This is a genomic window from Xanthomonas translucens pv. undulosa, from assembly GCF_017301775.1.
GTDB lineage: Bacteria > Pseudomonadota > Gammaproteobacteria > Xanthomonadales > Xanthomonadaceae > Xanthomonas_A > Xanthomonas_A translucens.
This window is the reverse complement of record NZ_CP063993.1, coordinates 693,334-720,045: the sequence shown is the minus strand read 5'-3', so window position 1 is coordinate 720,045 and position 26,712 is coordinate 693,334. Positions and strand designations below refer to the sequence as shown.

Sequence of the window (26,712 nt, the reverse complement as noted above, 5' to 3'; positions counted from 1 at the left end):
AACCGAGATGCCGCCATGAACGCTTCCACTGCCAACGCCTCCGCCAACTTCGATCAGGCCGAACTGGACAAGTTCGGCGCCCTGGCTACCCGCTGGTGGGACGCCGACGGCCCGCAGAAACCGCTGCACGCGCTTAACCCGGTGCGCCTGCGCTACGTCGCCGAGCGCCTGTCGCTGCGCGGCACCAGCGTGCTCGACGTAGGCTGCGGCGGTGGCCTGCTCAGCGAGGCGCTGGCCAAGGAGGGCGCGCAGGTCACCGCGATCGACCTGGCCCCGGAACTGGTCAAGGTGGCGCGGCTGCACCAGCTCGAGTCCGGGGTGGAGGTCGATTACCGCGTGCAATCGGTCGAGGACCTGGCCGCCGAGCGCCCGGGCAGCTTCGATGCGATCACCTGCATGGAGATGCTCGAACACGTCCCCGATCCGGCGGCGATCGTGCGCGCCTGCGCGCGCCTGCTCAAGCCCGGCGGCCAGCTGTTCCTGTCCACGCTCAACCGCACCCCGGCCGCGTTTGCGCTGGCCATCGTCGGTGCCGAGTACGTGGCGCGGCTGCTGCCCACCGGCACCCACCGCTACCAGGATTTCATCAAGCCGGCCGAGCTGGCGGCGTGGCTGCGTCAGGCCGAGCTGCAGTTGCACGACGTCAGCGGCATGCTCTACGAGCCATGGCGCAACCGCGCGCGGCTGTCCACGCGCACCGAGGTGAATTACCTGGCGTGTGCGCTGAAGCCAGGAAGCGGGAATGGGCAGTAGCGAATCGGCACCGCCGGCGTGCGGCGGATTTCCGCGCGCGGTGCTGTTCGACCTGGACGGCACGCTGCTGGACAGCGCGCCGGACCTGCTGGCCGCGGCCAATGCGCTGCTGGCCGAACGCGGGCGTGATGCGCTGACCCTGGAGCAACTGCGCCCGGTGGTGTCCAAGGGCTCGCGGGCGATGTTGGGCGTCGCGTTTCCCGAGCTGCCGGCCGCCGCGCACGATGCGTTGATTCCCGATTTCCTGCGCCAGTACGAAACGCTGATCGGCCGGCATTCGCAGTTGTTCGACGGTATCGCGGCATTGCTGCAGCGGCTGGAGGATGCAGGCTGCGTGTGGGGCATCGTCACCAACAAGCCCGAATACCTGGCGCGGCTGATCCTGCCGCAACTGGGCTGTGAACGGCGTTGCGCGGTGCTGATCGGCGGCGACACGCTGGCCGAGCGCAAGCCGCATCCGTTGCCGTTGCAGGTGGCGGCGCAGCGGCTGGGCGTGGCGCCGGAGCGGATCGTCTACGTCGGCGACGACGAGCGCGACATCCTCGCCGCGCGCGCCGCCGGCATGGCCTCGGTGGCGGTGTTGTGGGGATATCGCCTGGAGGGCGACGATCCGCTGGCCTGGCACGCCGATGCGCTGGTCGCCGCGCCGGCCGACTTGCTCGATGCGCGCGCCTGGCCCGGCGCGCCGCAGCTTCCCTGACCTTCCGGACGTTCCGATCGCATGAGCAGTACCTCCGCCCTGGATGCCTTCCTCGACAAATGGCGCAGCCGCTGGCCGGAATGGACGGTGGCCGAGACCTTCGTGCCGGCGCCGCAGCGCACGCGTGCGGTGGCCTGGTTCGCGCTGCTGCAGGAATTCGACGACATCCTCAACATCGCCGGCGATCCGCTGCCGGCCGACGCCAAGCTGGCGTGGTGGGGCGAGGAATTGCGCAGCTGGGCCGCGCAGCGCTCGCGGCATCCGCTGGGGCGGGTGCTGGAGCCGGTCGCCGCGCCCTGGGCGGCGCTGGCCGAGGCCTTGCCGGGGCTGCTCGCCTCGCGTGCGGCCGCGGCCGATCCGGCGCATGCCTACGCGCGCCTGGAGGCGTTCGCGCTGGCCGCGGCGCAGGTCGAATGCGCGGTGTTCGAGGGCCAGCGCGACGCGGCGGCGGCGCTGGCCACGCAGGTGCTGGCGCAGCGCCTGGCCGACGCCGGCATCGCCGCGGTGCCGTTGTCGCTGCGCGGTGGCGGCGACGCGGCGCAGGCACAGCAGCGCTGGGCGCAGGCCTTGCTGCAACGCTGGCCGCGGCGCGTGCACGGGCCACGGCCGCGGCGCATCCTGGCGGCGCTGGCGCGTGCGCGGATCGCGCAGCAGGCCCGCGCCGCGCGCAAGCCGCCGAGCCAGATGGCCACGCTGTGGCGCGCCTGGTGGGCCGGCCTGGGCTGAGCGCCACGGCGCGCCCCAGTCACGCAACTCAGTCGGCGCTGCCGGCGCCGCTGTTGGTGTATTCGTAGAAGCGGTTGACCGATTGCGTGCAGCCGCTGCTGCAATACGGGCGGCCGACCGTGAAAGCGTTCCATGGCGCGCTCTTGCGCACGTGCGCGCCGAGGCTGGACTCGCGGATCACCACCTTGCCGTTGGGCGAGCTGCCGTTGACGTAGTTGGACAGGCTGCCGACGCTCTCGTCCCAGGCGCGGCCCAGGGACACGGTGTTCGCCGCCGCGCCGCCGACCGCGTCGAAGCTGCTGGCGACGGCCAGCAAGCCGTAGCCGCTGCCGGGGCGGGTGCTGGGCGCGAAGATCACCCCGCCGTTGCCGGCGCCGCGGCGCGTGGCGGTGTAGCGGATACTGCTGCCGGAGAACACCGCCACGCCGGAGCCGAAGATGAAGTCGGTGTCGCCCTCGATGCTGCCGCCCTTGAAGAACGCTCGGATCACCTTGTTGGCGCTGGCGGCGCTGACCAGCAAGATGTCCTGGTTGCCGGTGAGCGCTACGTTCTCCAGCACCGCTTTGTCGCCGCGCAGCGCCAGCGCCACTGCGGACTGGTTGCTGCTGGCGTAGGTGCCTTCGACGTAGCTGTTGACGATCGCTAGGTTGCGCGCCTGGAACTGCGCCGCGCGCACGGTGACGGTGCCGCTGTCGGAGGTGCCGACCGCGGCCTGCACGCTGCGGTAGCGAGTGGAGCCGTCGGCGGCGTTGGCCATGCCGCCGCCGTCGCCGAAGATGGGATCGGTTGCTCGGCCGCAGCGGAATCGCATCCCAGGACAGCCGCTGGCAGTGCGCGCGCTCGGCGTAGGCTGTTGCGCAGCGCCACGCTGTTGCGCGAGGCGCTGCGTGCGGATGCACAGGGCGCGTGCGCTGTTGCAGGACGCCGACACCCATGGCGCCGCTGCGCGCGCGGTGCCGGGCGGGCGCGTCTGCTTGCCGCCGCCCATCGTCACATCAGCGGCTTGTTCGCAGCGGTGCCGCCCATCGCCTGGAGCGCTGCGCCAGCGCGGACGCGGCGAGCCGCATCTGCGCTGGCGACAGCGATGCCGCAGCCCCGTGCGGATGCCGGCGCTGCGCATGCTCGACGCGTGCGATCAGATCGGCGAATCGGCCAGTACGCTGCTGTAGGTGACGAATGCCGCGCTGCAGTCCAGCGGCTTGCCGGTTCCGGGCTGGCCCTGCAACTGCACGTCGTACTGGGTGGAAGGGGCCAGCAGGTTGGCGAAGCTGACCGGTCCGCCGCTGAAGCTGAAGTGGGTGGCCGCCGGATTGGCGTTCGGCCCGCCATTGTGCGGCGCGGCGAAGGAAATGGCGCCGCCCTCGAGCACCACGTTGTCCAGTGCGAGCGTGATCGGATAGGACAGCTTCGCGTCGCGGTAACCGTAGAAACTCAACTGGCCTGCGCCGAAGTCGCGTGAACCCAGCGAATGCACGTTGCGCAGCGTGATGTTGTCGAAACGCGGGTACGCGCTGCCGAGATCGGCATTGGCCGGCTTGCTGTAGAACGCGTCGAACACCAGCGGGCGTGCCACGTTGCGCATGCAGATGTTCTCGAAGGTGATATCGGAGACCTGGCCGCCGCGGGTACGGTCGGACTTGATGCGCAGGCCGTTGTTGGCGGCGGGGTCCTTGATCGCGTCGTTGCTGTTGAAGCCGTCGATGCTCAGGTTCTGCACCAGGACGCGGCGTATGCCGGTATCGGTTTCGCTGCCGAAGGACATGCCATGGCCGTAGTAGAACTGGTTGTTGACGAAGGCCATGTCGGTGGACGGATTACTGGATTTGGCGCTTGCGTGCGCCTTGATGGCCACGTCGTCGTCGCCGGTGCTGATGTAGGAATACGCCAGCAGCACGTTCCTGGACTGGCCGGGGTCGAAACCGTCGGTGTTCTTGGCCGTTTCCGGGGTGAAGCAGGTGGCGGGCGTGCGCTGGTCCGGCGTGCTGCCGGCCGGGCAAGCGTAGCCTGGCCGGGTGTAGACCAGGCTCGGGCTGAGGATCTTGATGCCCCAGGCGGTCACGCCGCTGACGTTGTCGGTGACCACATGGAAATTGGGCGAATTCTCCAGGGTCAGCGCATACAGGGTGAAATCCTTGCTGTTGTCGATCTGCAGCAGGCGCGGCGCGTGCTGCACCAGCCCCTGGCTCACGTTCTGGTAGGCCACGTCCCACCAGCTGCGCTTGCCGGCGTTCGGGCCTGCGGTCAGCACGCTACCGCCGCGTCCTTCGATCTTGCCGCCGCCGACCAAGCCGCTGTTGCTGATCGCGTTGCCGTAGATCAGCGGCTTACAGGATTTGCCCTTGTCGGTGTTGGCGATGCCGCAGGTGCCCAGGCCGTTATCGTAGTCGCGCGGATTGCGCGAGCCGAACAAGGTGACGCCCTGGTCGATCCACAGCGTCACTCCGCTCTTGAGGGTCAGTGGGCCGCTGAGGAAGCCGGATGCGCCATGGGCGCCGGTCACCAGCTGTACCGCGCTGCCGGCAGGGCAATCGCTGATCGCATCCTGGATGCGCAGCGTGTCCGGCGCCGAGTAGGCCGGGTCGGCATCGACGCCGTCGAGCGAACCGCCGATTGGTTGCAGCGTCGCCGCCAGTGTCATGCACACGTTCTGCGGCAGCGTTGGCTGATCGATTGTGCCCCAGCCGGTACTGACGTTGGGTGCCTCGTCGCGCTGGGCGAGAGGCGGGCGCACGGCTGCGTTGGCATGCAGCGAGGCGATCGCCAGCAGCGGCAGGGCGAGGTTGAGACGGGACATCGCGCTTGCGGTGGTCATGAGGTGGGGTCTTCGGGTTTGACGAGGGAAGGGGAATGGAGACGCCGGATGCCGGCCCCGGCAGCCGCGCGAACGGCCGCGCGGCCGGGGCGGCGCGATTCAGTCGGCGCTGCCGGGGCTGGTATTGGCATATTCGTAGAAGCGGTTGCTGGCGTACGCGCAATCGGCGCTGCAATAAGGGCGCTTGACGGTGGACATACTCCATGGCGCTTGCTTGCGGATGTGCGCGCCAAGCAGCGAATTGCGTATGGTCACCTGGCCATTGGGCGATGTGCCGTTCACATAATGGGTGAGGTCGGGGACGCTCTGGTCCCAGGCGCGGCCCAGATAGACCGCGTTGTCGGCGATATCGCCGATCAGGTCGAACACGCTTTCGATGACGAGAAAGCCATTGGCGCTGCCGGGCAGGGTGCTGGGTGCGAAGAGATAGCGGCCAAAATCGCCGCCCGTGCGCCTGGCGTCGTAGCGAATGATGCTGTGGGAAAACACCGCGATGCCCGGGCCGAAGATGAAGTCGTCGTCGCCCTGCACCAGGCAATTCTTGAAGTACGCACGGATCAGCGACGCGGGGTTGCTGGCGCCGACCAGCAAGGTGTCCTGGTTGCCGAGCAAGGCCACGTCTTCGAAGGCCGTCTTGTCGCCGCGCACGTTGATGGCGACCGCCGCCTGATTGGTGCCGGCATAGGTACCCTCCATATAGGTGTTGGCGATGGTCAGGTTGCGCGCCTGGAACGCGCCTGCGTTGACCGTGACCGTGGCGCTGCCGGAGGTGCCGGTCACCGCCGCCTTGGCGTTGGTGGCGCAGGGCTGGCTGGGCGTGCCGACCGGCTTTGGCGTCCGATTGGCGTTGTCGAAGCTGATCAGCGTCTCGCTGCGGGTTTTGCCGAGACCGAACAGGGTGATCGGCGGCGCGTCCGCGGGTACGCACACCAGTTCGTTGTAGGTTCCCGCTGCGAGGCTGATGTAGCGGCGCATCTTGCCGCCATCGGCGACGGCCTTGTCCACGGCGGCCTGGACGCTCCTGAACGCTTCGGAGCCATCGCTGGCGACGCGATAGTCCGCGCTCAGCAGTGCCACGCCGGCGCTCGGATCCCAGTTGTCGGTGACCAGCGCACCGATCATGCCGGCCTTGGCCAGGTAGCTGGAGACGGTCTGCTGCCGGGCGTCGGCAGCGCTCAATTGCGGCCGGTCGGCGGACCCGGTAACGGCCTGTGCGTTACCGCTGAAGACGCTGCAGATGGCCAGTAGCGCGGAAGCGTGCAACGAAGCGGAGAAATGCATGGAGGTTGCTCTCGTTCGAAGCAGGATGGCGGCGAGCATCGGTCGTTTGGCGCGGGTCTGTGCATGGCCACTGTGGATCGCCCGAAGTGAATGCATCTGCAAGTTCGTGCAGCGCGACAAGAGTGCGCTCCCCGCCGCGTTTTTTTGTAATAGGTTTTGTGTTTGCAGGATATTTACCGCGAAGTTATAGCGGGTGCAGATGCAGCCGTTGTGCGTTTTCCGCGGGAAAAATGCTTTTTTCCGTGTTTTGAAGTGCACCCGCGCTATTGCCTGTGCGCGCAATCGCGTTTTCCATGTGCGGCATTGCTTGATGCGCACCACAGTGGGCATCGCCTGCATGGCCGGCTGACCATGGCGCTGCGGCGATGCTGGTCTCGGTTGCGACAGGGCGTTGGCGGATGCAGCCTGTCGCGGCTGAAGCCGCTCCTACAAGGCGCTCGGGGAGGTGCCTTGTGCACTGTAGGAGCGGCTTCAGCCGCGACGGGTGCTACGTGGAAGGCCCGTCGCGACTGAAGTCGCTCCCACAAAAAAGCACTGCCCGTTACTTGCTCCGCTCCAGCACCAACAGAGGATCGATGCGCACATCGAACCAATTCATCCCCCAATGCAGATGCGGCCCGGTCGCGCGGCCGGTGGCGCCGACCGCGCCGAGCACCTGGCCCTGGGCGATGCGGTCGCCGACCTTTACGTCGATCCGCGACAGGTGCAGGAAGTTGGAGCTGACCCCGTAGCCGTGGTCGATCAGCACGGTGCCGCCGGTCAGGTACAGGTCCGGCGCGGCGAAGGTGACCACGCCGGCCGCCGGCGCCTTGACCGGTGTGCCGGTGGGCACGGCGATGTCCATGCCGGAGTGGCCGGCGCCGGGTTGCCCGTTGTACACGCGGGCATTGCCGAAGCGGCCGCTGATGCGGCCCTGCACCGGCCAGATGAAGGGCGCGGCGAAGTCGGTGCGGTCGTCGTCGCGGTCGCGCGCAGCGGTGACCTGCGCCTGTTCGCGCTTGATCCGCTCGGCGATCGCCGGCGGCGGGTTGACCGTCTTCGGCGGCACGCCATTGACGCGTTCCAGCGGCCAGTCGCGCGGGGTCACCGCGATGTCGATGGTTTCGCTGCCGCCGTCCGCGCGCTGCACCAGGAGCCGCAGCGGGCCGCGTTCGTCGCGGCCGATGCCGAACACCACGCTGCCGTAGCCGCTGACCCGCAGTGTGCGCCCGGCGTACTGCACGCGGCTGCCGGGCGCCACCTTGCCGATCACCAGCGCGCCCTGCGAGGCGCTGGCGGGGAACACGCTGCGCGGGTCTGCGCCGGCAACGGAGCCGGTCTGCGCCTGTAGCGACGGCAGCGCCAGCGCCGACGCCAGCAGGCCCAGCGCCAGCACGGCGCCCGGCACACGTGCGGCGTGCCGCATCAGCGGTCGAACGCCAGGCGCTGCCCGTTCGGGCTGCCGATCAGGCGGGTGCCGTCCCAGGCCAGTTCACCGTTGACCCAGGTCGCGGCGATCTTGGAGCGGAACGTGCGGCCTTCGAACGGCGACCAGCCGCACTTGGACAGGATGTCCTCGCGGCGCACGGTGAAGGCGGTGTCGTCGATCAGCACCAGGTCGGCGTGGTAACCCTCGCGCAGGAAGCCGCGCTGCTGCACGTCGAACAGCAGCGCCGGCGCATGCGCGAACTTGTGCACCACCTGGGTCACGCTGAGCCGGCCTTCGTGCACCAGCTCCAGCGCCGCGACCAGCGCGTACTGCACCAGCGGCAGGCCCGACGGCGCCTGCGCATACGGCTTGCTCTTCTCTTCCCAGGTGTGCGGCGCGTGGTCGGTGGCGAGCACGTCGATCACGTCCTCGGCCAGCGCGCGGATCAGCGCCTCGCGGTCGCTGGCGTCCTTGATCGCCGGGTTGCACTTGATCAGGTTGCCCAGCGCCGCGTAATCGGCGCGGTCGAAGCGCAGGAAGTGGATGCAGGTCTCGGCGGTGATGCGCTTGCCCTGGATCGGGCCGGTCGCGAACAGCGCCAGTTCGTCGGCGGTGGAGATGTGCAGCACGTGCAGACGTGTGCCGTGCTTCTTCGCCAGCGATACCGCCAGCTGCGAGGATTTCAGGCAGGACTCGCGCGAGCGGATGTCCGGATGCATGTCCGGGGTCAGCGCGTCGCCGTATTTTTGCTTGAACGCGGCCAGGGTCGCGTCGATGGTCGGGGTGTCTTCGCAGTGGGTGATGATCGGGGTCGGTGCGTCGCGGAAGATCGCGTCCAGCGTCTGCGGGTTGTCGACCAGCATGTTGCCGGTGGAGGCGCCCATGAACACCTTGATCCCCGGTGCAGTCGTCGGGTCCAGGGTCTGGATCGCGGCCAGGTTGTCGTTGCTGGCGCCCAGATAGAAGCCGTAGTTGCCCCAGGCGCGGCCGCCGGCGGCGTCGTACTTGGCCTGCAGTGCGGCCGCGCCCAGGGTCGGCGGGTTGGTGTTGGGCATGTCCATGAAGCTGGTCAGGCCGCCGGCCACCGCGGCCGCCGACTCGCTGGCGATGTCGCCCTTGTGGGTCAGGCCGGGTTCGCGGAAGTGCACCTGGTCGTCGATCATGCCGGGCAGCAGCCAGCGCCCGGCGGCGTCGACCACGGTCTCGCCGTCGCGGGCGGACAGCTGCGGGGCGATCGCGGCAATGCGGCCGTCGGCGATGCGCAGGTCGCCCTGGGTTTCGTGGCCTTCGTTGACCAGGCGGGCGTTGACGATGAGGGTGGAGGAGGACATTCAGTGTTTTCCTGGGCAGCGGCAGGCCGGCGGCACCGCGGGATCGGGCACCGGGTCGAACCCGCCGGGATGGAAGGGATGGCAGCGGCCGACGCGGCGGGCGGCCATCCAGCCCCCGCGCAGCGCGCCGTAGCGGGCGATGGCGGTGACCGCGTAGGCCGAGCAACTGGGCACGAAACGGCAGCGCTGCCCCAGCAGGGGGCTGATGAAGCGCTGATACAGGTGCAGCAAGACAATGAGAGCACGGGCGATCACCCGGCCATGATATGCCACTTGCGCAACGGGCCGCCGTTCGCCGGCCTGCCGTTCATTAGCGTGTAGACGGCGTGGTTGCCGCTGGGGGTAGGGTAGGCTATAAAGGCCCGCTTTCCCGGGCCCCGGGGAAACCAAGGAAGAGCGATTCGTGGCTGCTAAAAAACCTGCAAAGAAGGCCGTCAAGGCCTCCACCAAGAAGCCCGTCCAGCCCGTTGCCAAGAAAGCGACGGCGTCCGCTGCTGCCAAGCCGCTGAAGAAACCGGTGGCCAAGCCGGCGGCCAAGCCGGCGCCGGCGAAGAAGGCGCCCGCCAAGGCCGTGGCGAAGAAGCCGGTGGCCAAGCCGGTCGCTGCGCCCGCCAAGAAAGCCGCGGCCAAGCCGGCCGCCAAGCCGGCCGCCGCCGCCAAATCCAGCGCCTCGCCGGCCGCCAAGCCGGCAAGGCCCGCGGGCAAGCCGGTCGCGCCCGTCGCAAAGCCAAAGCAGGCCACCGCCCCGGTCGCCCCGGCGGTTGCCACATCCGTACCGAAGCCGGCTACCAAGCCGGCGCCGGCCAAGTCTGTCCCAGCCAAGGCCGCCACGCCCGCCGCTGCACCGGTTTCCAAGCCGGTCGCCGCCAAGCCCGCCGCGCCTTCGGCCCCGTCACATAAGAATCCCGTGTCCGTTTCGAAATCCTCCGCGAAAACCCCCACCAAATCCGAATCCACCCCCAAGGCGCCGATCGCCAAGCCGACCGGCAAGGTCGCCGTCGCGGTGACCGCCAAGTCCAACACCCCCGCCAAGCCGGCCAAGTACAAGTTGGTCGAGTACAAGACCGACGAAGCGACCGGTCGTCCGATCCTGCCCAAGGGCTACAAGCCGGCCGGCGACGAGGAGTACATGAGCACGCTGCAGCAGGAGTACTTCCGCCAGCGCCTGCTCAACTGGCGTGCCGACCTGGTAGAGGAATCCAAGCAGACCATCGAGAACCTGCGCGACGAAGTCCGCGACATCGGCGACGAGGCCGAGCGCGCCACCCGCGAGACCGAGAACTCGCTGGAACTGCGCACCCGCGACCGCTACCGCAAGCTGATCGGCAAGATCGACAGCACGCTCAAGCGCCTGGATGCCGGCGACTACGGCTACTGCGTGGATACCGGCGAAGAGATCGGCCTGGAGCGCCTGGAGGCGCGTCTGACCGCCGAGCGCACCATCGATGCGCAGGAGCGCTGGGAACACCTGCAGAAGCAGCAGGGCGACTGATTCGCCAACACCCGCGTCTGCGTTCGCCCAAGGCCCTGCTCGCGCGGGGCCTTGTGCTTTCTGGCCGTTCGCGGCGATCCGGCGGGCCCGGCCGGCCGCCAGGCGTGCGAGCCGGTGCCGCGGCGATGGGCGGCAGCCCGGTGGCGATGGCGTCCGCGCCATGTGCGGCCGCTGCGCCTGGTGCGTCGGCCATGGCGCGTGCGCAGGTCTCGCGAACGCCGCCGATCCCGACTCGGCGGACCCACGCCGCGCTGCGGCGCACGCCGCTCAGCGCGCCGCGGGGACGACGCCGGCATTCAGCGGACGCCGTTGACCAGGCCGCTCTTCGCGTCCTTGAGCAGTTGCAGGCCGGGCAGGCCGAAGCTATCCAGGTCCGCCTTGCTCGCTGCGATGTTCAGCCCGACGATGGCCGAGGTGTCCGGATCCACGTCCACGCCCAGCGGCATGGCGGCGAACTGCACGTAGTCGCGGCTGTCGTTCCATTGCGGGCGGCCGCCGATCGCCTGGAGCAGGCGGTCGATGTGGGTGCCGGCCGGCTGGCCGAGCAGGTCGAAGGGCAAGGGGACGTTCGGATCGGCGAAGGCGATCAGGTTGGTGACCCGGTCGTTGCGGAAGCCCACGGCCAACTGGCTGTGGACGAGCGTGCCGGCCGGACGCGGATGGCGCGCCAGTTGCGCGTTGAGCTCGCGCGGGTACAGGTACACGACGCTGAGCGTCTGCGGGTGTGCGGCATCGGCGCGGGTGACGTCCGGCTGGCCGAGCGCGGCCAGGACCTGTTGCTTGCGCATGCCCAGCGCGACCGGGCCGATGCGCGTGCACGGAGCGGGCAGGGTGGCCGCGCTGGCGGAGGCGGCGAAGGCCTGCTGCAACGCGCGCGTGCAGGCAGCGGCGTCGCTGCCGGCGGCGTGGGCCTGCGCGACGGCCATGCCGAAGGCGAGCAGGCCGAACAGCGAAAGGGATCGGGGTGTCATGGGGATCTCCGTAGCGTGTCGTGGTGAATGAGGCCGGGATGCGCATCCCGGCCTCACCGCAGGGTGAATCAGTTGCCGTGCCAGCCTTCGCGGTGGCCGTAGGCCGTGACGAAGGCGCTCTGCTGGGCGCTGGTCAACGAGCTCCACTGGTCGGTCGGATTCAGGCCCGAATTGGTGGTGATGGTGGTGATCATCTCCGCGGTCGGGTTCTCGCTCGGTGGCGACCAGGTGCCGATGATCTGGCTGAGCGTGGCGGTGCCGTTGTTGTTGTCGTTGATCCGGTTCATGTTGGCCACTGCGGCGTCGAGCCCGGCCTGGGGATTGGAGAAGATCGCGAAGCCGCGATCGTTGCCGAGCGAGCCGTGGTCGTCGGCGAAGCTGCCGGAACGGATGTCGAGCGGGTTGTTGTCTCGGTTCGGGTGGGTACCGGTGACCTGCTGGGTGGAGCCGTCCGCCGCGGTGTAGGTCACCGTGGTGCCGCTGGCCGATGCGGAGGTGGCCGGATTGGCGTTGCTGCCGGCGCCACCGTCTCCCTCGCCACCGTCGCCATCGCCGCCGTCACCATCGCCGTCGCCGTCACCGTCGCCGCCATCTCCCTCGCCGCCATCGCCTTCTCCGCCTTCTCCGCCTTCACCGCCTTCACCGCCCTCGCCACCTTCACCGCCTTCCCCGCCTTCGGCCTCGATCGGCGCGTCGAACTCGGCGGCGGTCTGCATCGCCACCGCCTTGTGCATCGCCGCGTGGTGATGGTGGTGGGTCTTGGCCTTGGCGTGGTGCGCCTTCTTGTGCGCCTTGGCGTGATGGATCGAGCTGGAGAGCGGGTGCGCGCCGATCGAAGCGCGCGTGCCGCCGGCGACCATATCGATTTCGATGATATCGAGCGTTCTCATGTAGATCCTTTGACATGTTGCGGGGAAGGAGCCGTCCTCGCTTCGGCTGATCCGGCCGCACGGCGCATGGCCGCACGCCCGGATCGATCCTGCCGCGCGCGCTGCGCTGCGGCGACGCGACAAGCGTGCGGCCGGCCGTGGTCTCCTCGGCTGCGCGCAAACGCTCGAACGCGTAGAGATGGTTCGTGCAGATCGCCATGCCGATGCGTCCCGGGAACCGGAGAACATCGCCACGCCGAGGGTCGCTTGCGGCCGCAGGCCGGCGCGACGTGGTAGCCGGCACTGCGTGCCGCGTGCCACGCGTGGCTCCGGCAATCGCGCTTTCCGCAAGGATGAGCAGCGTGCCGAACGATCACATCCGGCGTTGCGCCTGCTCTCCCTCGCTGGAACACACCCGCTTCAACTGCAACTGGCGGACGGTCCAATGCGACGGCGTGTCGATCGTCCCGCTCGCGTGCACGTGGTAGGCGGGACAGTCCGCGTCTTCCTCGGGATTGTTCTTGATGTCGCAGCTGCCCTCGATCAGGAACGTGTGGGCTCCCTTTGCCGCGCTGCGGGTGAATGTCAGGTTCGGGCACTCCCCGAACGTCCTTGCCAGGACGATGTCGTTCTTCAGGACGTAGGTGAGCGCCTGTTGAGCTTCGTTGCCGGGTGCGGGTTGCATCGCCTGCAACGACCCTTGCGCGGCGAAGACGAGAAGCGACACCATGCACATGCGCGGCAGCCAGGAGGACTTCATGGGGAATCTCCGATAGGTGATTGTCTTCCGGGCCGGAGCGGTTCCGGCCCGGAAGAGGGGAGTGGGATCCGGGTTACTTGAAGACGCTGATATGGACGTGCGTCGTGTCGCCGCTTTCCCGGCTGGCGGCCGTCCAGTCCGCGGTGGGACTCGACCTGATGAAATTGCCGGCGGGACCTTCCACGTAGCTGACGTTGGGATCGCTCATCGCGGCATTCTCCAGCGCCTGCGCGTTGTCGAAGCCCGTGCCGCTGGTGCCGACATGCACGTCGTTGATGATGTTGATATCGACGGCGTTGCCGGTGTAGTGGGCGGAGTTGGGGTTGTGGCTGCCGTTGGTCGTGGCGGAGATGTCGATGCTGTTGACGCCATCGTCGTTGTCGAGCACCGAGTTCAGCGCCGAGGCCATCTTGGACGTGACCGGATTGTCGCTGCTCGAACCATCCTGCGTGTTCTGGTAGGTGATCGAAACCGTCCTGCCATCGCTGGTCTGGTGGCTGCTGCCTATGTTGGTATCGGCCGGCCCGTTGCCGTCCGCATCGTTGCCGTCGTCGTAACCGCCGCCGCCGTCGCCTTCGCCACCCTCGCCACCCTCGCCACCCTCGCCACCTTCGCCACCTTCGCCGCCTTCGCCGCCTTCGCCGCCTTCGCCGCCTTCACCGCCTTCGCCGCCTTCGCCTCCCTCGCCACCTTCACCTCCCTCACCACCTTCGCCTCCCTCGCTACCCTCGCCACCTTCACCGCCTTCGGCCTCGATCGGCGCGTCGAACTCGGCGACCGTCTGCATCGCGGCCGACTTGTGCATCGCCGCGTGGTGGTGATGGGCCTTGGCCTTGGCGTGGTGCACTTTCTTGTGCGCCTTGGCGTGATGGATCGAGGTGGACAACGGGTGCGCGCCGATCGAAGCGCGCGTGCCGCCGGCGACCATGTCGATTTCGATGATATCGAGCGTTCTCATGTTGATCCTTTGACATGTTTGCGGGGAAAACCGTCCTCGCTTCGGCTGATCCGGCGGCACGCCGTTTCTGGCCGCGCGTCCGGATCGATCCTGCCGCGCGCGCCGCGCTACGACGACGCGGCAAGCGCCTGGCCGGCCGCGTCTTCCCCGGCCTCGCGCAAGCGCTCGAACGCGTAGAGATGGTTCATGTAGGTGGAGACGAAGATGCGCCGGCCGTCCGGCGAGACCGCGACGCCGTTGGTGACCGCATCCGGCAGTTGCAGCACGCCCTTGGTTTCCAGCGTGTCGATGTCGATCTCCACGACGCGGCCGCCATTGCTGCCGACGATGACGCGATTGCCCACGCGCTTGGGCGAGGCATACACCCGCGCGCGCAGATTGATCTTCTTGAGCAGCTGCATGGTGTCCACGTCGATGACGTACAGATGCCGGTCGCCGGAGCCGCAGAACAGCTTGTTGCCGGCGAACAGCGGCGTGGTGTAGCAGATCTCGTCGGTCTGCCATTCGCCGCGCTTCTCGCCGGTGGCCACGTCGAGGAGGTAGATCGATTTGTCGAAGGAGGCGAAGGCGGTCAGCCGGCGCTGTTCGTCGACGGCGGGCGCGTATTTCACCGAGCGCCGCGTCGGGAAGCGCCAGACGATGCGGCCGGTCTTGGCCTCGAGCGCGAGCGTCTCGTGATCGGCGCTGCCCCAGATCACCAGGTCGCCGCCTTCCCAATAGCCCGGCGAGCCGTGCTGCAGCTTTTCGACCTGATGTTCCCAGACCTTCTCGCCCGTGCCCATGTCGTAGGCGGCCAGGCTGCCCTGCGCCCAGGGGCGGACGTACTCGATGCCGACATACAGCAGGTTGTGCTGCGGCAGCAGCAGCGGCGAGGCGCCGATCCAGTCGCCGTCCGGATGCGTCCAGATCTCCTCGCCGCTCTGCGCGTCCAGGCAATAGACGGTGCCGTTGTAGGCGCCAAAGTACAGGCGCCCGTCGTGATGGGCGGGGCACGACCAGATGCCTTTCTTGGTATAGGCCGCGCCGGTCACCTGGTATTCCCACAGCAGCCCGCCGGTCTCGGCCGAGAACGCCTGCATTTTCGCCGCGTCGCAGCCGCGGAAGATGGTGTCGCCGACCAGCAGCGGCGCGGACTTCGGTACCACGTGATAGGCGAAGCCGCCCGGTGTCGCCGTTCGCCACAGCTCGCGGTAGGCCTGCGTGGGGTGCGGCGTGCTGTGGTCCGGCGGAAGGTCGAAGTCCTTCAGGGTGAACAGCGATTGCACGGCGATGCCGTGGGTCTTGCGCCACTGCATGCCGGCCCTGGACAGGAAATCGACCACCACGAACACCTCGCCCAGCGGGTGGCCGGCCATGGCGATGACCGCGCGCGCCTTTTCGGCGCTGTTGCCGGAGTTGAGCGAGTCGTCGACCAGCACGATCGGCAGGTCCAGCACCTCGCCTTCGATCGCATTGCCCAGGCCTGTGGTCTTGCGGTCCTTGCGGATGATGAAGCCGTTGACCGCGCCGCGCTCTTTCGGCGCGGTCAGCAGCAACGCGGTGAGCAGCGGGATCGCCGCCGTCTCCAGGCCACCGAGCTGGAACGGTTCGCGGCTGGCGTTGCGCTCCCAGAACGCGTGGGCGATCTGCTCGAGCGCCTCGCGCTGCATGAACACCCGGCGCAGGTCGAACAGCCAGGTGTACGCGCCACCCTTCTTGGTGATCAGCGGAATGTTCTCGGCCGCTGTGTGCAGGCCGATGGTCTGGATGATGTCCCGGATCGATTGCATGGTCATCGTGTGCTCTGCGCGGGTGGTCGGGGAGGTCATGGGGACGCCGCAGCGTCCAGCGTCTTGAGGTAGGCATCGACCGGCGGTCCCCAGATCGCGGAGCCGCGGCGGCCGAAGAACAGGTGATGCCCGTCGTCGCCGTAGGCGGCGGGCGCGACCAGTTCGGCGCGGCCGCCGGCCTGCACGAAGGCGCGATGCAGCGCGGCGGCCAGCGCCGGGTCGAAGAAGCTGTCGTTGCCGGTGTAGATCCACAGCATCGGCGTGCTTGCGGTCGTGCCGAAGCGGCCTGCCGCCTCGACCAGTTTTTCCGGCGCGCAATTGCTGTTGGCCCGATCGTGGAAGTGGCCGCCGCGGCCGCCGGCCATGTTGACGAAGGCCGCGACGTTCGGATGCGGCATGCTGTCGTAGGCCAGCGTGCCCCAGCCGCCAGCGGACTGGCCGACGACGATGGCGCGGTCCGGGTCGAGGCCGGGCAGGGCGGTGACGAAATCCACGATCGTCTTGAGCTGCCGCGCCGTCTCCAGGCCGGCCTTGGCGTAGTCGGCGCGGTCGCAGCCGTCGTAGCCTTCGGTCCATGGGCCGCCGGTCGCGCCGTAGCCCAGCCGCAGCACCAGCGCGACGGCGTAGTGCCGGTGCAGGAACCATTGCGCGGATTCGCCGCTGCAGCTCTCCAGCGTCATGCCCGGCCGCTCCGAGGCTTTCGCCGGCGAGCCGTGCGCGATCACCACCAGCCGTGGGCGATGCACGCCCTCGGGGCGGCACAGGCGTCCTTGCAGCGTCCATGGATGTCCGCTGTCGTCGGCGATCGGGATCCGCAACGGTTCGCCCGGATCGGCGCGGCTGCGGCCGAGAGCGTCCGCCGCCGCTGCGTGCGGCGCCACGGCGAAGGCCAGGAGCGCCGCCACGAGCGCGCTGCGTGGCATGGTGGTCTGCATCGGAAGTCGTCTCTTGCTGTGCTGGTCTAGCGGCGGATGCGCCGCATGTGGAACGCGAGGGTGGTGCACAGCGTCGGGCAATCGCGGGCCGGGGCGCGCGACGCGCGGACGATGGTCCCGTCGAACAGCACCAGCCGGCCGGGACGCGGACGGATGGAGATGCATTCGCGCGCGGCATCGTAGAACACGGTTTCGCCGGCCCAGCCGTCCTTCCATTCGGTGCTGGTGTAGAGCAGGGCGACCCGCTCCTGGTCGGACGGCTTGGCGTAGTGATGCGCGGCACCGTCCTGTCCGTGCGTGTGGCCGCTGGCATAGGCGCGGACCAGGCCGTAGTCGGGCGCCAGTTCTTCGCGGATGTGCCGCCACACGTCGTTGAGCGATTCCAGCCCCGGCGTGGCGTTGAGCACGTCGTCGTGGATGGCCCGGTCCTGCGCGTTGCGGCTGCCGCACAGGTGGATGTGCCAGGACGGATGCGCGTCGCCGAGCAGGCCCGGGTAGACGCCGTATGCCCAGCCGCCGCGACCGCTGGCCAGTTCCGGCAGATGCTGCACGTCGACGAAGTTGTTGACGACCTTCAGGGATGACGCTTCCGATGACGACACGGCGTTACCTCATGGTTTCGTGGAGGGCGAAAGGAGCGGGGATGGGCGAGCGCCACGCGTTCCCGGCGGAGGCAGCGGCGCGGCGTCGTCGCCGACGCCCGCCAGGAGCCGGCGTGGTCTCATGGCGCGTCTCCGATGGACGACGTCGCCGCGATGGGAGCCGCGTGGCGCGGCAGCGGACGCGTCACGGCCGCCCCTTCGCACAACTCGATGACACGGTCCGCATGCGCGATGGTCTCGGGCCGGTGCGCGATGACGATGCGGGTGATGTTCAGCGCCTTGATGGCGTGGTTGAGCCGCCGTTCCATGGCGACGTCCAGGTGGCTGGTGGCTTCGTCCAGCACCAGGATCTGCGGCCGGCGATACAGCGCGCGGGCCAGGAACAGGCGCTGCTGCTGTCCGCCGGAAAGGGAAGAACCCATGTCGCCGACCAGGCTGTGATAGCCCATGGGCATGGCCACGATGTCCTCGTGCACGCCGGCAAGGCGCGCTGCGTCCTCGATGTCCTGCGGCGTGGCGAGGGCGTCGAACAGACTGATGTTTTCTGCGATCGAACCGGTGAACAGGTGATCGTCCTGCATCACGCTGGCGGTCATCGCGCGATAGCGCGACTTGCCGAGCCGGCGCAGATCGATGCCGCCGATCTCGATCGATCCCTGCTGCGGGTCGAGCAGGCCGAGCAGCAGCCGGATCAAGGTGCTCTTGCCGCATCCGGACGGGCCGACGATGGCGACCGATTCGCCCGGCCGCACCGCGAAGCTGCACTCGCGCAGGATCCACGGCTCGCCTTCGGCATAGCGAAAGCCGACCTTGTTGAAGGCCACGCCAGGTTCCGGCAGCGGGCCGACGTGCTCGCTGCTGGCGTAGGCTTCCGGCGCGGTCAGCACGATGTCGGCCAGGCGCTCGGCCTGCAGGCGCAGCATGCGCAGTTCGATCGCGTAATCGATCAGGCTGGCGACGCGGCTGCTGAACTGGTCGCCGTAGGCGACGAACGCGGTCAGCATGCCGACGGTGAACTGGCCCTTCAGCCCCAGCCACGCGCCCAGCCACAGCACGCCCAGCCGTTGCGCGCCGGTGGCCAGGCCCTGCAGCGCGGTGAACAGCATGTCCAGGCGCTGCACTGCGATCGAGGTGTTGAGCGTGTCGGCCGCCGCATTGAGGTAGCGCCCGGTCTGCTCGGCTTCCTGGTTGTGCAGGCGGATCGTCTGCACCCCGCGCACCGCTTCGAGGAAGCGGCTGTGCTGTTTGGCGGTCACCGTGATCTGGCTGAGGTTGGCTTCGCGGTAGATGCGGAAATACAGCAGCCGCAGGCCCGCATACAGGGCCACGGCGCTCAGCACGATGGCCGACAGCAGCGGGCTGTAGACGAACAGCACGACCAGGGTGATGCCGGCCATGAGCCCGTCGAGCATGATCTCGACGAAGCGCGTGGTCAGGGTCTGCTGGATCGCGTCGATCGCGCCGAAGCGCGACACGATGTCGCCGAGGTGGCGCGCGCCGAAGTAGGCGTGCGGCAGCCGCATCAGGTGCTGGAACACGTTGCCGGTCCAGCCCAGGTTGAAGTGGGTGCTGAGCCACATCACCGTCCAGCTGCGCAACGCGGAGACCAGCGTTTCCAGCACCATCAGCAGGGCGAAGCTGAGCCCGAGGAAGGTCAGCAGGTCGTGGTCGCCGTCGGCGATGACCTGGTCCACCACCAGTTGCATGAACAGCGGCGCGAGTAAGGCGAACAGCTCCAGCACCAGCGCCAGGCCGAAGATCTGCGCGAGCCCGCGGCCTAGGCCGCGGATCGAGCCGGCGAGCGAGCGCAGCGAGACCGGCGGCGCTTCGCGCTGGCGCTGGAACGTGGGGCCTTTCGAAAACTCGATGGCGACGCCGGTGAAATGCCGTGCGACCTCGGCCAGCGGCAGGGTGCGCACGCCCACGGCCGGATCGTGCAGGGTGACCTTGTTCCTGCCGACCTCGTGCAGGACCACGAAATGGTCGAGATCCCAATGCAGCATGCACGGCGTCTGCAACTGGCCCAGTTCGTCCATCTCCAGCCGCAGCGGCCGGCTTTGCAGCCCCAGCGCGTGCGCCACTTCGATCAGGCGCCGCGCGGTCATGCCTTTCAGCGACAGGGTGAAGCGCCGGCGCAGCGCGGCCAGGTCGGTATGGTGGCCGTGGTAGCCGGCGATCATCGCCAGGCAGGCGAGTCCGCACTCGGCCGCTTCGGACTGGAGCACGTTCGGCAGCCCGCGCGCGCGCCAGAAACGCAGCCGCGGCGTGCCCTGCGCGCGAGCGGCATGCAGGCTGTCGTCGTTCGCGCTGCGATCCTCGGCGTGGCGGCTCACGAACCGCTGCTCCAGCGATGCCCCATGCCGTACAGCGGTTCGAAGATCCATTCGACGATGCGGCGCCGGTCCAGCAGCATGTCCGCCTCCAGCGCCATGCCCGGGCGCAGCGGCTGCTGCTGCCCGTAGGCTTGCACGTTCTGGTTGGCGAGATCCACGCGCGCCAGGTACAGCGAGTCGGTCGATGGCGGCGTGCCGCCGCCGAGCAGCAGGGTCACCTCGCCGGGCATCAGCGCGCTGCGCGAGACGCTGCGCACCACGCCATGCTGCAGGCCGAATTTCTGATAGGGAAAGGCCTGGTAGTGCAGGGTGACCTCCACGCCCGGATGCACGAAGCCGACCGCCTGGCTGGGCACCAGCAGCTGCGCCTGCAGCCGCGAACCGTCGGGCACGATGGCCAGCAGTGGCTGCCCGAGCGACACGGACGCGCCGGGCTTGACCAGCAGCGAGGACACGATGCCGCTGGCCGGCGCGCGCAGCTCGCTGGCGCGGGTCGCTTCGTTCTGGGCCAGCGCCTGTTCGACCTGCGCCAGTTGCCGGCGCAGTTCGTTGAGCTTGGCCGAGACCGCCAGCGGCAGCTGGGTCAACTGGTCGTCGAGCGCGCTCAGTTGTTGGCGCGTGCCGGCGTGCTGCTGCTGCAGCGAGCGCAATTGCGATTCGTCGGCGAGCAGGGCCGATTGTTCCTGCTCGACCTGCAGCGCCGGGATGTAGCCGCCGGCCACCAGCCCGGACCACTTGTTCACCAGGTCCTGGACCAGCGCCATCTGTTTCTTCTCGATCGCGATCTGCGCGTCGATCTGCGCCAGCTGATCCTTCAGCAGGGTTTGCTGGGCGCGGTTGTCCTCGGCCTGCTTGTCGCGCAGGGTGAGCGCATCGCCGATGTCCTGGCGCAGGCTGCCGGCCTGCCGCTGCAGCTGCGTGCTGACGCCGGCCGCAGTATTGCCCAGCGCCTTGCTGGTGTGTTCGCCGGACAGGGACACCAGGATCTGCCCGGCGACGACGCGATCGCCTTCGGCGGCGGCGACGTGGTCGACCACGCCGACGGTGTTGGCGGTCAGGCTGATCAGGCCGGCGCGCGGCACCAGCAGGCCGGTGACGTGGACGCGCTGCGTGTAGTGTCCGGCGAACAGCCAGGCGAGGATCGCGGCGCCGATGAGCAGCGCGGCGACCGTCCATGCCTGAGTCGAGACCGGCGTGGCCAATCGCACTGTCCCCAGCCATGCCTGGCTGGGTGCGTCCAGCACCTCGCTGCGAAAAAGCGAACCTTCCATTTCACTTCTCTCCGTATGAACTTCGCACGGGAAAATGCAGGCAAGCGGCGAACCTGGCGTTCCTTTAAGGACCCTGCCGCTGGTCCGGGCGCAACGGTTCCAGGCATGGCTTTCGCGAACCTTTCGGCAGCGCGGCGCTGCGATCCGGCCATGGCGCGCGCATGCGCCGCCTGCTGCAAGCGAGTGAGACGGCGTGCGTAGTTCGCCCCCGGGACGCAAGCATATCGACGTCGCTGCAGCGCAGGCGGGCGTGCGCGAGCGGGCTCTGCGCGTGTTGTAGACAAATGCGCCGGACCTGCCTGCGGCGACGCAGGCGCAAGCCGAAAAGGGCGAGGTTGCGCCGTTGCATCCTCGCCGCGCATGCCGGACCGCGACCGGGTTTAAATGCGCCTGTCATGCCCCCGCCGCAGACTGGACCCGTGGCGAACGGCCACGCTGCCGCCGCCTGCCGATGCTCGCCAATCGCCTTTCCTGCCCGCCGCAGCGCGTGGTCGTCCTGGTCGTGCACGCTCCCGCGACATGCTGGGTCCGTGCTGCTGGCGCCGAGGCCGCTACGCAAGCCACGCCGCGCCGTTCGCCGCGGGCGCGTCGCCATCCGCGGCAGGCTGCGCACAGGTGCGCATGAGCCCCACGCCGGTGTCCGCTGCGGCGAAGCCCTCACGCGCAGGCAGGTCCCGCGTCTGGCGCTACGCGCGCTGGCCGCTGTTGCTCTTGCTGGTGCTGCTGGCGGTGCTGGCGCTGGGGCCGCGGGTCAGCCCCGCGCTGCCGCAGATCGCGTTGCCGGCGGTGCCGCAGGATCCGCTCGCGCTGCAGGCCTGGCTGGACGCGCGCGAACGGGCCACTGCCGGCCTGCGTGCGGACAATCAGGCGCGCATCGTCTGGGCCGACCCGGCGCATCCGGGACGGCGCGACTGCGCCATGGTCTATCTGCACGGCTTCACCGCCAGCCAGGGCGAGGGCGCGCCGACCCATCGGCGTCTGGCGCGCAGCTTCGGCTGCAATCTGTATCTGCCGCGCTTGCCGGGGCACGGGCTGGTCGCCGCCGACGCTTTGCGCGGCATCGATGCGCCGCGCCTGCTCGGCGGTGCCGCCGAGGCGTTGGCGGTGGCGCGAGTGCTGGGCCGGCGCGTGGTGGTGATCGGCAATTCGATGGGCGGCGCACTGGCGCTGCAGACCGTGGCCGCGCACCCGCAACAGGTGCAGGCCCTGGTGCTGTGGTCGCCGCTGGTGCGCGAGCACGGCGAGCAACTGCAGCCGATGCTGTGGCCGTGGGGCGCGCAGCTGCTGCTGTGGTTGCGCAACGGCGGCGATCCGGTCATGCGCAACCCGGTCGATAGCGGCTACTGGGCCGACGCCACTCATGTCGATGGCTACCGTGCGCTGGCTGCGCTGACCCGCGGCGGCATGCTGCCGGCGACCTATGCGCGGATCCACGTGCCGGTGTTCCTCGGCTACTACTATCGCGACGCGCAGCATCAGGACGCGGCCGTGTCGGTGACAGCGATGCAAGCGATGTTCGCGCAACTGGGCACACCGCCGGCGTTGTGCCAGGCGGTGGATTTCGCCGGCGCCGGCAATCACGTGCTGGCCTCGCCGATCCGCTCCAAGGCGGTGCCGGCGGTGTTCGCGGCGACCTGCCGGTTCCTGGCCGGCAAGGGCGGGTTGACCCAGCCGGCGAACGTGCCCGATTGCGCGGCGGCGTGGAACGCCGACGAGCGCCTGGACGCCGCCGCCGCGGCGCGCTGAGCGCGACGCGGCGGCTACTGCGCCGTCACTGCAGTTCGCGCAGGTCCAGTTTGCGCAGCTTCGGCGCTCCAGGCGGTGGTCGCGACCACGCCCAGGGTCACGCAGCCGCCGATCACCACCGCCGGCACCAGGCCGACCAGCCGCGCCATGACGCCGTCGTAGAACGCGCCAAGCTCATTCGACGAGCCGATGGAGATGCCGCTGATCGAGGACACCCGCCCGCGCATCGCATCCGGCGTGGCCAGCTGCAGGATGGTCGAACGCACGATCACCGATACCCCGTCGCACATACCGTAGACCAGCAGGATCGCCGCCGACAGCCAGAAATGCCGCGACAGGCCGAAGGCGATTGTGCACAGGCCGAAGCCGGCCACCGCCAGCAGCAGGATGCGGCCGGCATTGCGCTGCAGCGGCCGCCGCGCCAGCCACAGCCCGGCCAGCACCGAACCCAGCGCCGGCGCGCCGCGCAGGATGCCCAGGCCTTCGGGGCCGTAATGCAGGATGTCGTGGATGAAGGCCGGCAGCATCGACAACGCGCCGCCGAGCAGCACCGAGAACATATCCAGCGCCATCGCCCCGAGCATGATCTGGTTGGACAACACGAACTGCGCGCCCTCGGCGATGCTGCGGAAGATCGGCGCACACGGGCCGTCATTGACCGGCTCGGTCACGCGCAGCAGCACCAGCGCCAGCATCGCCACGCAGGCCACCGCCATCGCCACGCCGTAGGACAGGCCCTTGCCGCCCCAGCCGACCAGCACCCCGCCCAGCGCCGGCCCGATCACCATGCCGGTTTGGAACGCGACGCTGCCGATGCTGGCGCCGCGCGCATATGCCTCGCGCGGCAGCACGTGCGCGAACAGCGCGTTGTACACCGGCGACAGGAACGCCCGCGCCGCGCCGGTCAGCGTGATCGCCGCGTAGATCGGCCACACGCCGTGCACCGGTAGCCAGCCGTGGGTCAGCGCGGTCAGCACCGCCGCGGTCGAGATCACGCCCAGGCTGGCGAGCATGCCCAGCCTGCGCCGCGGCAAATGATCGACCAGGTAGCCGGCGAACGGCGCGATGCAGAAGAACGGCAGGATCTCGGCCAGTCCGATCAAGCCAGCGAGAACGGATCGCGGGTGATTTCGTAGATGTGCCAGCCGACCGTGACCGCGACGATCTGGTAGGACATCATCGTGCAGATGCGGTAGGCCAGCACCAGCGCGAAGCCGGGATGCGCCAGCAGCGTGCGCAGGCTCTGTGCGGGCGAGGGCGGCGGGGCGCTCATGCATGCGCGCGTGCGCTGTCCTGGATGAAGCCCAGGATAGCGGCCAGGCCGTTGCTGCGGGTCGGCGACAGGTGCTTGCCCAGGCCGATCGCGGCGACGAAGTCCGGTGCGGTGGCCAGGATCTGCGCTGCGCTGCGTCCGGAGTAGACCCGCAGCGCCAGATAGATCAATCCGGAGACGATCGCAGAATCGCTGATCGCATGGAACACCAGCCGCTGCGCATCGCCCTCGGGCACGATCCATACCATCGACTGGCAGCCGTGCAGGCGGTGCTGCTCGGTCTTCCACTCCTCGGGGAACGCCGGCAGCTTGCGGCCCAGATCGATCAAGTACTGGTAACGCTCGGACCAATCGCCGAAGAAGCCGAATTCCTCGGCGATGGCGGCCTGGGCATCGGCGGGCGTGGGTTCCAGCGGGAAATCGGTATCGGTCATCGCAAATCCAGGATCAAGCGGTAAAGCCCGGCTCCCCCCGGGAGAGGGGAGGGAGGGTACGGGCGCACCCTCGCCCGAGCGGAGAAGCAATGACTCAGCTGCGCTTCCAGCGTACGCCTTGCGCCGTGTCTTCCAGCACCACGCCTTCGTCGGCCAGCTCCTGGCGGATCGCGTCGGCGCGGTCGAAATCGCGGTTCTTCTTGGCGGTACTGCGCGCGTCGATCAGCGCCTGGATGCGCGCGTCGTCGCCGTCGCCAACGCCGCGGTTGAACCAGGCTTCGGGCGTCTGCTGCATCAGACCCAGCGCCAGGCCGGCGCCGAGCAGGTCGGACTTGGCCTGCTGCAATTGCGCTTGCAACTGTGCGTCGCGCGCTGCGTCGCGGCCGCCGGCCTGCGCGAGCAGTTGCCGCGCCACCGTCGCGATCCGTGCCATTTCGGCCAGCGCCTGCGGGGTGTTGAGGTCGTCTTCCAGCGCGGCCTCGATCGCCTGCGGAATCGACGCGCTGGCCTGGATCGCGTCCAGTGCGCGCAAGGTGCCGTACAGCCGGTCCAGGGTGTTCTTGCACTGCTCGATCAGCGCATCGGACCAATCCAATGGTTGCCGGTAGTGCGCGCTCAACAACGCATAGCGCAGCGCCTCCGGCGGATGCCGGGCGATCAGGTCGTGCACGGTCTCGATGTTGCCCAGCGACTTGCTCATCTTGGCGCCGCTGAAGTTGAGCATGCCGTTGTGCAACCAGAACCGGGCGAAGGTGGCGCCGCCGTGCGCGCACTCGCTCTGCGCGATCTCGTTCTCGTGATGCGGGAATTGCAGGTCCACGCCGCCGGCATGGATGTCGATGGTCGGCCCCAGGTGCGCGGCGGCCATCGCCGAGCATTCGATGTGCCAGCCGGGGCGGCCGCGGCCCCACGGCGAATCCCAGCCCGGCAGGTCGTCGCTGGACGGTTTCCACAGCACGAAGTCGCCGGGGTCGCGCTTGTACGGGGCGACCTCGACGCGGGCGCCGGCCAGCATCTCCTCCGGGTCGCGCCGCGACAGCTTGCCGTAGCCGGCGAAGCTGGCCACCGCGAACAGCACGTGGCCTTCGGCGGCATAGGCGTGGCCGCTGCCGACCAGCCGTTCGATCATCGCCACGATCTGCGGGATGTGCGCGGTCGCCTCCGGTTCCAGGTCCGGCGGCGCCACGCCCAGCGCGGCCATGTCCTGCCGGTAGAGGGCGGCGAAGCGGTCGGTGATGGTGGCGATCGGCACGCCTTGCGCCTGCGCGGCGGCGTTGATCTTGTCGTCCACGTCGGTGATGTTGCGCGCGTAGCGCAGCGCGCCGTAGCGGCGCCGCAGCAGCGCGGCCAGCACGTCGAACACCACCGGGCCGCGCGCGTTGCCGATGTGCGCGTAGTTGTAGACGGTGGGGCCGCACACGTACAGGGTGGGACCAGCGGCCGGATCGAGGGGCTCGAAGGCGTCGACCCGGCGGGTCAGGTTGTTGTGCAGGCGCAGGCTCATCGGCATCGGGCGTAGGGAAGCCTTGTGATTCTACCGGCAGCGGCGCGGAGCGTCTCATCCGTACCTGGGCAGGCCGGGCGTGCGGCGCCGCACGCCCCAATCCGGTGTAGGCCGCTGCGGCGTGGGCTTGCGTTCAGCCCGACGCAAGCTGCGATGCCTACACTGATCGATCTGTCCTTCGAAGCCTGGTGCCGATGCGTCCGAACCTGTTGTTGCCGCTGGTCGGCCTGTTCGCATGCGTCGCCGTACCCGCCTGGGCCCAGGACAACGAGGCGCGCAACCGCGTGGCGGTGATCGAGAACGTCAGGCTCGACTACGCGCAGGTCCTGAACGTGGAGCCGGTGTACCAGACCCTGCGCGCCACCCGCACCGAACAGCAATGCGATCCGGTGCAGACGCCGGCGCCGGCGCCGGCGCCCGTCCCGGCCCAGCCTGAGGACGATAGCCGCTTGAACCGGTTGATGGATTCCGTGAAGGACATCTTCAGCCGCCGCCACGATGCGCCCGCACCGGTGGCCGAGGCGCCGGCGCCGGCGCCGTCGAGCGGACGCAATTGCCGCACCATCGAGGTCGGCCGCGAGTTCCGCCGTCCGATCGCCTACGACGTGGACTACGTCTACAAGGGCACCAAGTACCGCTCGCGGCTGCCGGAGGACCCGGGCAACCGGTTGCGCATCCGTGTGTCGGTGGCGCCGTACGTGCCCGACGCGGTCGTGGTGCCGCCGCGATGAGTGCGCGCGCTTGCGCCTGCGGCATGCGCGTGCGAGGATGCGCGCCCATGAAA

General features: G+C 69.1%; 23 protein-coding genes and 1 pseudogene. 6 read left to right on the top strand and 18 right to left on the bottom strand.

The window, feature by feature from the left end; translation table 11 throughout:
- Positions 1-15 precede the first annotated feature (15 nt).
- From ubiG to ISN38_RS02925, 3 genes are read left to right on the top strand one after another with little or no spacing between them, the layout of a single operon-like run.
- Positions 16-753 carry a bifunctional 2-polyprenyl-6-hydroxyphenol methylase/3-demethylubiquinol 3-O-methyltransferase UbiG gene (gene ubiG, locus ISN38_RS02935; RefSeq protein WP_058361195.1) on the top strand — a complete coding sequence of 246 codons (738 nt, stop codon included), beginning with the start codon at positions 16-18 and terminating at the stop codon, positions 751-753.
- Entirely contained in the window at positions 743-1,453 is a 711-nt protein-coding gene (locus ISN38_RS02930) for a phosphoglycolate phosphatase (RefSeq protein WP_058358592.1), read from the top strand. The genes ubiG and ISN38_RS02930 overlap by 11 nt, the downstream gene beginning before the upstream one ends.
- Positions 1,454-1,474: 21 nt before the next feature.
- Positions 1,475-2,179, top strand: a complete 705-nt coding sequence (locus ISN38_RS02925; protein ID WP_047324778.1) for an isoprenoid biosynthesis enzyme family protein — start codon at positions 1,475-1,477, stop codon at positions 2,177-2,179.
- 28 nt (positions 2,180-2,207) lie between these two features.
- Here the strand turns inward: ISN38_RS02925 and ISN38_RS02920 are convergent, their stop codons facing one another.
- From ISN38_RS02920 to yidD, 6 genes are all read right to left on the bottom strand, one after another.
- A complete protein-coding gene (locus ISN38_RS02920) occupies positions 2,208-3,167 on the bottom strand; it encodes a pectinesterase family protein (RefSeq protein WP_058361193.1) in 960 nt (319 codons plus the stop codon).
- Positions 3,168-3,314: 147 nt separating this feature from the next.
- On the bottom strand, positions 3,315-4,991 hold the full coding sequence (locus ISN38_RS02915) for a glycoside hydrolase family 28 protein (protein ID WP_003470076.1): 1,677 nt from the start codon (positions 4,989-4,991) through the stop codon (positions 3,315-3,317).
- A 99-nt stretch (positions 4,992-5,090) separates the two neighbouring features.
- Positions 5,091-6,272, bottom strand: a complete 1,182-nt coding sequence (locus tag ISN38_RS02910; protein ID WP_206712194.1) for a putative acyl-CoA thioester hydrolase — start codon at positions 6,270-6,272, stop codon at positions 5,091-5,093.
- A gap of 541 nt (positions 6,273-6,813) precedes the next feature.
- Positions 6,814-7,677, bottom strand: coding sequence for a M23 family metallopeptidase (locus ISN38_RS02905; protein ID WP_003470082.1), 864 nt, complete (start codon positions 7,675-7,677; stop codon positions 6,814-6,816).
- Positions 7,677-9,011, bottom strand: a complete 1,335-nt coding sequence (locus ISN38_RS02900) for a dihydroorotase (protein ID WP_206712057.1) — start codon at positions 9,009-9,011, stop codon at positions 7,677-7,679. The genes ISN38_RS02905 and ISN38_RS02900 overlap by 1 nt, the downstream gene beginning before the upstream one ends.
- Entirely contained in the window at positions 9,012-9,284 is a 273-nt protein-coding gene (gene yidD / locus ISN38_RS02895; RefSeq protein WP_080627678.1) for a membrane protein insertion efficiency factor YidD, read from the bottom strand.
- Positions 9,285-9,414: 130 nt separating this feature from the next.
- On the opposite strand from yidD, the gene dksA reads away from it, so the two are divergent.
- Entirely contained in the window at positions 9,415-10,503 is a 1,089-nt protein-coding gene (gene dksA, locus ISN38_RS02890) for an RNA polymerase-binding protein DksA (RefSeq protein WP_206712056.1), read from the top strand.
- Positions 10,504-10,799: 296 nt separating this feature from the next.
- Here the strand turns inward: dksA and ISN38_RS02885 are convergent, their stop codons facing one another.
- From ISN38_RS02885 to ISN38_RS02845, 9 genes are all read right to left on the bottom strand, one after another.
- On the bottom strand, positions 10,800-11,474 hold the full coding sequence (locus ISN38_RS02885) for a hypothetical protein (protein ID WP_003470093.1): 675 nt from the start codon (positions 11,472-11,474) through the stop codon (positions 10,800-10,802).
- Between the two features lie 68 nt (positions 11,475-11,542).
- A complete protein-coding gene (locus tag ISN38_RS02880; protein WP_206712055.1) occupies positions 11,543-12,364 on the bottom strand; it encodes a hypothetical protein in 822 nt (273 codons plus the stop codon).
- 352 nt (positions 12,365-12,716) lie between these two features.
- Positions 12,717-13,103 (bottom strand): hypothetical protein, encoded by a 387-nt coding sequence (locus ISN38_RS02875; RefSeq protein WP_003470100.1) that lies wholly within the window; start codon positions 13,101-13,103, stop codon positions 12,717-12,719.
- A 73-nt stretch (positions 13,104-13,176) separates the two neighbouring features.
- Entirely contained in the window at positions 13,177-14,121 is a 945-nt protein-coding gene (locus tag ISN38_RS20095) for a hypothetical protein (RefSeq protein WP_241753980.1), read from the bottom strand.
- 47 nt (positions 14,122-14,168) lie between these two features.
- The gene (locus ISN38_RS02865; protein ID WP_230811767.1) at positions 14,169-15,869 is read right to left on the bottom strand and encodes an outer membrane protein assembly factor BamB family protein; all 1,701 of its coding nucleotides are present in this window, start codon (positions 15,867-15,869) and stop codon (positions 14,169-14,171) included.
- Positions 15,866-16,765, bottom strand: coding sequence for an alpha/beta hydrolase family protein (locus ISN38_RS02860; protein ID WP_003470107.1), 900 nt, complete (start codon positions 16,763-16,765; stop codon positions 15,866-15,868). Before ISN38_RS02860 ends, ISN38_RS02865 begins: the two co-directional genes overlap by 4 nt.
- A 26-nt stretch (positions 16,766-16,791) precedes the next feature.
- Positions 16,792-17,367 (bottom strand): 2OG-Fe(II) oxygenase, encoded by a 576-nt coding sequence (locus ISN38_RS02855; RefSeq protein ID WP_003470112.1) that lies wholly within the window; start codon positions 17,365-17,367, stop codon positions 16,792-16,794.
- Between the two features lie 119 nt (positions 17,368-17,486).
- Positions 17,487-19,700, bottom strand: coding sequence for a peptidase domain-containing ABC transporter (locus ISN38_RS02850; protein WP_338402668.1), 2,214 nt, complete (start codon positions 19,698-19,700; stop codon positions 17,487-17,489).
- On the bottom strand, positions 19,697-20,971 hold the full coding sequence (locus ISN38_RS02845; protein ID WP_003470118.1) for a beta-barrel domain-containing protein: 1,275 nt from the start codon (positions 20,969-20,971) through the stop codon (positions 19,697-19,699). The genes ISN38_RS02850 and ISN38_RS02845 overlap by 4 nt, the downstream gene beginning before the upstream one ends.
- Before the next feature lie 621 nt (positions 20,972-21,592).
- Between ISN38_RS02845 and ISN38_RS02840 the strand changes: the two genes are divergently transcribed.
- Entirely contained in the window at positions 21,593-22,717 is a 1,125-nt protein-coding gene (locus ISN38_RS02840; protein WP_003470120.1) for an alpha/beta hydrolase, read from the top strand.
- Positions 22,718-22,742: 25 nt separating this feature from the next.
- On the opposite strand, the pseudogene ISN38_RS02835 reads toward ISN38_RS02840, so the two are convergent.
- The 3 genes and pseudogenes from ISN38_RS02835 to cysS form a co-directional block, all read right to left on the bottom strand.
- Positions 22,743-23,990: pseudogene (locus ISN38_RS02835) on the bottom strand (MFS transporter).
- The gene (locus tag ISN38_RS02830) at positions 23,987-24,424 is read right to left on the bottom strand and encodes a SufE family protein (protein ID WP_003470122.1); all 438 of its coding nucleotides are present in this window, start codon (positions 24,422-24,424) and stop codon (positions 23,987-23,989) included. The pseudogene ISN38_RS02835 and the gene ISN38_RS02830 overlap by 4 nt, the downstream one beginning before the upstream one ends.
- A 94-nt stretch (positions 24,425-24,518) precedes the next feature.
- A complete protein-coding gene (gene cysS / locus ISN38_RS02825; RefSeq protein ID WP_003470124.1) occupies positions 24,519-25,928 on the bottom strand; it encodes a cysteine--tRNA ligase in 1,410 nt (469 codons plus the stop codon).
- A 194-nt stretch (positions 25,929-26,122) separates the two neighbouring features.
- Between cysS and ISN38_RS02820 the strand changes: the two genes are divergently transcribed.
- Positions 26,123-26,659 (top strand): hypothetical protein, encoded by a 537-nt coding sequence (locus tag ISN38_RS02820; RefSeq protein ID WP_003470129.1) that lies wholly within the window; start codon positions 26,123-26,125, stop codon positions 26,657-26,659.
- Positions 26,660-26,712: the final 53 nt, after the last annotated feature.